A 6,167-nucleotide genomic window follows, 5' to 3' on the forward strand; every position below is an offset into this window, starting at 1 on the left:
GCTGGATCAAGGCTCTGACTCGCTTCGGCTTCATCCCCGCAGCCGCTTGATTCACGACAACCCATTTCCATGACCGGTGCCGGTCAGGGCTTCGTGCGTCTTCAAGGAGGGTTCTTTCACATTAACCGATCCGGCGTTGTGGTTTCTGTCCAGTCCTCAGCTGCCAGCAAGCTGTACCAGAAGACGAGCAGTCCTTCGGTGCGGCGGACGGCCACCCGATCGATGTCGGCGCGGAGGACCTTCTGGCTGGCGGCAACGACATCCAGACGGGCGTCGAGCGGAATGGCATCGGCAAGCGCGTTCAACGACTCTGCCTCCTGAAGATGCTTCTCGCTGGCGGTGCGAGACGTGCTTCCTGGATACTTGCACCGACGGCGTGGCGATGGCAGGAGGCTGGTGACGGCAGCCGCCGGTCGCCCGCGCAGGGGAGGGCGGTGCCGGAGTGCCCGGTGAGGCATCTTCCGGTCAGGTCGGAGTGAGACTTTTTGCTGCGGCGCGCTCCATTTTTTTGTTAAGCTCCGGGCATGCTAATCGTTCAGCTTTCCGATCTCCATCTCTGCAGCGAGCCGCTCTACGGGTCGGTCGATACCCTGGCGGCGTTGGACCGGGCGCTGCGGCGCGTGCTGGTCTCGCCGCCCCCGGAGTTGCTGCTGATCACCGGTGATCTGGTCAGCAACGGCACTTGCGACGAGTATCGGCTACTGCGTGGCCGGCTCGATGCGCTGCCTTTTCCCTACGCCCTGTTGCCTGGCAATCATGATCGACGGTCCGGCTTGCGAGAGGTCTTCCCGGAGCAGGCCTGGAGTGCCAATGGCCTGTGTTGCCAGCGGCTCGATTTCGGCCGGGGCACGCTGTTGCTGCTCGACACCGTGGTTCCTGGCGAAGAGTGGGGCGAGGTCGCGGCGGCACAATTGGAATGGCTTGATCAAGCGTGCCCGGCGAACACGCCGGTGCTGCTCGCTCAGCACCAGCCGCCGTTCGCGGTCGGGATCGCCGGGATGGATGCCATTCGCTGTCGTGGCGATGATCTCTTGGCGCAATGGCTGGGCGGTCACCAGGCGGTCGACGCGCTGCTCTGTGGGCATGTGCACCGCTTCGTCAGCACCACCTTCGCTGGCCGGCCGGCGAGGATCGCGCCTTCGCCGGCACACCAGATCGCGCTGCAGGATGGTCCGCTGGCCTATGCACTCGAGCCGGGCGGCTACCTGGTGCACGACTGGCAGCCAGGTGAGCGGCTGCTGACGCACTATGTCCCGGCCGAGATCGGGCAGGTGCACGTGTACCGGCATTAGGCCGGGCGTAGTGGCCAGGCAAGTGCGCAGGCGACGGCGACGCGGGTGCCGCCCACTGGCCGGAATGGGCCGGCCAGCGGTGATGCCGGTTTCGCGGAAGCGATCGTGCCTGGATGTCTGAAACGATGCTCCCGACCCTCGCCGAGATCGAAGGCGCAGCACGGATCGTGTATTCGGTGATGCCGGCGACGCCGCAGTACTGCTGGCCTCTGCTCTGTCAGCACTTGGGCGCCGAAGTGTGGATCAAGCACGAGAACCACACCCCGGTCGGTGCCTTCAAGCTGCGTGGCGGCCTGGTTTACCTTGCCAGTCTGGCCCGTAGTCCGGCGGTCAGGGGCGTACTCAGCGCGACCCGCGGCAATCATGGTCAGTCGGTCGGCCTGGCCGCCCGGCGGCACGGCCTGGCGGCGCGCATCGTGGTGCCTTACGGGAACAGCGTCGAGAAAAACGCCGCGATGCGTGCGCTCGGCGTCGAACTGATCGAGCACGGCGACGACTTCCAGGCCGCCCGCGAGCACGCGACGCGGCTCGCCGACGAGCTGCAATGGCACCTGGTTCCCTCTTTTCATCCGCTGCTGGTCGCCGGCGTCGCCACCTACGCGCTCGAACTGCTGGCCGCGGTCCCCGAGTTGGCCACGGTCTACGTGCCAATTGGCCTTGGCTCGGGAATCTGCGGGATGGTCGCCGCGCGCGATGCGCTCGGGCTAAAGACCGAGGTGGTCGGGGTGGTATCCGCGCACGCGCCAGCGTACGCCGCGTCGTTTGCCGCGGGAACGCTGCGCGAGGCGCCGGTCACCACGACGCTGGGCGACGGCATGGCGTGCCGCACGCCGCAGCCCGAAGCACTCGATGTGATCTGGAAAAGCGTTGACCGGATCGTCGAGGTCACCGACAGCGAAGTCGCCGAGGCGATGCGGGTGATTTTCACGAGCACGCACAATGTCGCCGAGGGTGCCGGCGCGGCGGCGGTCGCCGCGGCACTGCAGGAGAAGGCGCGGCTGTCGGGGCGCCGCGTCGCGGTCGTGCTGTCGGGCGGCAACGTTGACCGGCAGCTGTTTGCGGAGGTCCTCGATGGCCGCTCATTTTCTGCCCGCTGAGGGTCAATGCCCAGAGCATCCTGCGGAAAGTAGCTGGCACTGCTGCTCTGCGGCACCGTGGCCGTTGGCCGCCGCGAGAGTTTGATCTTCCGCAAGCGGTCATGCTGACTGGCGGTTAGACTCCGCTGGCTGTTGGCCGGTGGGGTTCCACACATTGAGGGGGGGGCAATGGGAAAGGAGATTGGCAGCGCCGGTTTTACAGCCGACGACTTTGCGCGGTTCAGCCAGCGTCTCCAGCTGGAAACCACGCACGCACAGGCGGCCTACGCGCGCGGCGAGTTCGCCGACGAGGGCTTGGTCGCGGGCTTCGAGCTGGAAGCCTGGCTGATCAACGAGCATTTCTTTCCGGTGCCGCTCAACGTACCGTTTCTTGAAAGGATGGACAGCCCACTGGTAGTCCCGGAGCTGTCGATGTTCAACGTCGAAATCAACGGCACACCGCAGGATCTGGGCGGGACGGCGCTGTCGCAACTCGAAAGCGAACTGACGGCCACCTGGCAGCAGTGCCGGCGCGTGGCCGCCGATCTCGGGGTGTCGGTGATTGCCATCGGCACGCTGCCGACCTTGCGCGAACGTGACCTGTCGCTGGCCAGCATGTCGCCGTTCAAGCGTTATGCGGCGCTCAACGAGCAGGTTCTCCGCCTGCGCGGCGGCCGGCCGCTGGCGCTGGATATCGCCGGCATCGACAATCTTTCCCTGACCCACGCCGATGTGATGCTCGAGGCGGCGACGACGTCTTTCCAGGTGCATCTGCAAACGCCGGTCAGCGAGGTCGCACGCACTTATAACGCGTCGCAGATACTCTCCGCGCCGCTGGTGGCTCTGGCCGCCAATTCGCCGTTCCTCTTCGGGCGCGCGCTATGGCACGAAACCCGCATTCCCCTTTTCGAGCAGACCGTCGCCTGCTGCGAGCCTGGACATTCCGAGCACGCACGCGTCACTTTTGGGTCGGGCTATCTGGCTGGCGATCCGACCGCACTGTTCGCCGAAAACCTTTCGGCGTATCCGGTGCTGTTGCCCTTCGAAGAACCCGGCCCGGTGCACGCCTACGCGCATCTGCGACTGCACAACGGCACCATCTGGCGGTGGAACCGGATGCTGATCGGCTTCGACCGCGACGCTGTGCCGCACTTGCGGGTCGAGCAGCGGGTAATGCCCGCCGGCCCGAGCATCGTCGACATGATCGCCAACGCTGCCTTCTTCTACGGAGCGGTACGGATCCTTGCCAGGCAGAGCGTCGCGCCCGAATCGCGGTTGCCCTTCGCCGTCGCGTGCGATAACTTCTACCGTGCCGCGCGTTGCGGTCTGGAGGCGCAGTTGGTGTGGGTGGACGGCCGCCGTGACAACGTTGCCGAACTGCTGCTCCGTGAACTGCTGCCAATGGCGCACGAAGGCCTGATCGAACTGGGGCTGGCCGCTGCCGATATAGAGCGCTACCTCGCGGTGATCTGCGCACGCCTGCACAGCCGCCAGAACGGTGCCGCGTGGCAACTGGCACACTACGCCAAATACCAGGACTTCTTCCGGCTTGCCGCCGATTACCTTGAGCATCAGCGCCGTCTCATGCCCGTGCATGAGTGGCCGATATGAGCACCTCCCCTGATCATGTTGACCGTACTGGAAACACTGCCGGAAGGCTTTCTCGACACCCCGGCCCGCGAACTCCATCGCCTGCTTCGCGGGCCGACGCTGATCCATCTGCCTGGACGACGCGAGCCGCCGCTGCTCGTTTCGGTGCTCCTGCACGGCAACGAGGACAGTGGCGTGGTCGCGCTGCAACGCGTCTTGCGCGACCACGCCGACCGCCAGCTGCCGCGTGCGCTGTCGATTCTGGTCGGCAACGTTGCGGCAGCGCGCGCGGGTTTGCGGCGGCTCGATCATCAGCCTGATTACAACCGGGTGTGGCCGGGCACCGAACTGTACGGAGCGGCGCCGGAGCATGCGGCGATGACCGAGGTGTATCGCATCATGCAGGCACGCCGGGTCTTTGCCAGCATCGATATTCACAACAACACCGGGATCAATCCGCTTTACTGCGTGGTGAATAGCCTCGACCAGGCGGTCCTGCATCTGGCCTTGCTGTTCTCGCGCACAGTGGTCTGGTTCCGCGGCCTGGCCGGCTCGCAGACGACGGCGTTTTCACCGCTCTGTCCGTCGCTGACGCTGGAATGCGGCAAGGCCGGCAAGCCGGCGAACGAAGAACACGCCGCGAATTTCGTAGACGCCTGCCTTCATCTGGCACAGTTCCCCTCGCACGACGTTCATGAGCACGACATCGACCTCTATCACACGGTGGCCACCGTACGGGTGCCATCTGCGGTATCGTTCGGATTTGGCGATGCGCTGGCCGACGTTGACTTCGATCCGCGGCTCGATCACATGAATTTTCGGCAACTCGACGCCGGCACGGCCTTCGGGCGGACGCGCGTCGAGTTGCCGCTTGATGTGCGCGACGAGGGCCGGCGAGACGTGACCGAAGAGTTCTTCGCCTGCGGTGACGGCACGATCAGTCTGCGGCGGGCTTCAACGCCGGCGATGCTGACCCTCGATGCCCGTGCCGTGCGGCAGGATTGCCTGTGTTACCTGATGGAACGAATTCCTTTCCCGCACTCCGAAAGCGCGGCCTGCCTGTGGTCTGCAAGGCTCTAGGGCGGAGTGGGTCGGAGCAGGGTTCTGGTTCTGGTGGCACGAATCGGAGAAAAAGCCATGAAAGTGAGCAGGAACAGAATTCTGCCCTGGCGGCGGGCGCCTGGTCGCGGATTACTGATGCCGCTGATAGCCCTCCTCGCGACGCTCGGCGTCGGCCGGGCGGCAGTCGCCGACAGCTCGGGTGAGCGCCTGGCGTCGTATTACGACCGGCATATGGCGATCGTCGGTGGTACCGCCTACGGCTGGAGCGGCAGTGACCGACCGACGGCGATGATCGCCGATGCCGTGCAGGTCGGCGTCGGCAAGGACGCCTACTATGCGCTGCGCAAGGACGGCACGCTGCTCACCTGGTCGGGGTCGCCGGCCAACGCCGCCCTGTTGATGCGCGACGTGGTCAGTTTCGCCGCCGGTAACGCCGGGTGGCTGGCGATCAATCGTGGCGGTTCCCTCTGGCAGGGTGCTGGCCGGGAGCCGCCACGAAAGGTTGCCGAAAAAGTGATCGCCGCGGCCGTCGGCGACGGGACCGATTACTACATCAAGGTCGGTGGTGACCTCTACGTGCGAGGTGCCGCGAATCGCGGCCAGTATGGCGACGGCCGCTTGACGGCGACCAGCGACTTCGTTAGGACCGCCTCACAGGCCGTCGTGGTCAGGGCACATTCCGGGCACGCGCTGTATCTCGACAAGAATGGCCAAGTGTTCGGCACCGGCGGCAATATTCATGGTCCGCTGTCAGCACACGGGCTCGGCGACAAGGCAAACTCCTGGGGAACGATCATCAGCGGGGTCAAGGGAATAGCCACGGGCGAGGCGCATTCGGCCGCAATCCTCGACGACGGCTCGCTGTGGGTGTGGGGCAGGGGTTTTGCGGTCCAGCCGACCAGGGTTGCTGAAGGCATCGTCACCGTGGCGGCAGGCAGCGGAACGACCATCGCCCTGTCGGCAGACGGCAAGTTGTTGCTCTGGGATGGCGGGCGCGGACCGCGCCAGGTGGCGCTGGGGCATTAATGTGAAAGAACCCTCCTTGAAGACGCACGAAGCCCTGACCGGCACCGGTCATGGAAATGGGTTGTCGTGAATCAAGCGGCTGCGGGGATGAAGCCGAAGCGAGTCAGAGCCTTGATCCAGC

Annotated in this window: 6 protein-coding genes; 5 read left to right on the forward strand and 1 reads right to left on the reverse strand. The window is 65.4% G+C overall.

Translation table 11 applies throughout. The features are described 5' to 3' along the window. Positions 1-116: 116 nt before the first annotated feature. Positions 117-305 carry a hypothetical protein gene (locus Q1L50_RS07995; protein WP_300337365.1) on the reverse strand — a complete coding sequence of 63 codons (189 nt, stop codon included), beginning with the start codon at positions 303-305 and terminating at the stop codon, positions 117-119. Between the two features lie 219 nt (positions 306-524). Between Q1L50_RS07995 and Q1L50_RS08000 the strand changes: the two genes are divergently transcribed. The 5 genes from Q1L50_RS08000 (at position 525) to Q1L50_RS08020 (ending at position 6,046) form a co-directional block, all read left to right on the forward strand. Continuing rightward, a complete protein-coding gene (locus tag Q1L50_RS08000) occupies positions 525-1,292 on the forward strand; it encodes a phosphodiesterase (protein ID WP_300337367.1) in 768 nt (255 codons plus the stop codon). 125 nt (positions 1,293-1,417) lie between these two features. Continuing rightward, on the forward strand, positions 1,418-2,389 hold the full coding sequence (locus Q1L50_RS08005; protein WP_300337369.1) for a threonine dehydratase: 972 nt from the start codon (positions 1,418-1,420) through the stop codon (positions 2,387-2,389). 168 nt (positions 2,390-2,557) lie between these two features. After that, entirely contained in the window at positions 2,558-3,979 is a 1,422-nt protein-coding gene (locus tag Q1L50_RS08010; protein ID WP_300337371.1) for a glutamate-cysteine ligase family protein, read from the forward strand. 15 nt (positions 3,980-3,994) lie between these two features. Beyond that, complete coding sequence (locus tag Q1L50_RS08015; protein ID WP_300337372.1) at positions 3,995-5,038, forward strand: M14 family metallopeptidase; 1,044 nt, start codon at positions 3,995-3,997, stop codon at positions 5,036-5,038. A gap of 117 nt (positions 5,039-5,155) precedes the next feature. Next, positions 5,156-6,046: a hypothetical protein gene (locus Q1L50_RS08020; RefSeq protein ID WP_300337374.1), complete on the forward strand. Its 891-nt coding sequence runs from the start codon at positions 5,156-5,158 to the stop codon at positions 6,044-6,046. Positions 6,047-6,167: the final 121 nt, after the last annotated feature.

Origin of the sequence: Accumulibacter sp. (genome assembly GCF_029255145.1) — a bacterium.
Taxonomy (GTDB): Bacteria; Pseudomonadota; Gammaproteobacteria; order Burkholderiales; family Rhodocyclaceae; genus Accumulibacter.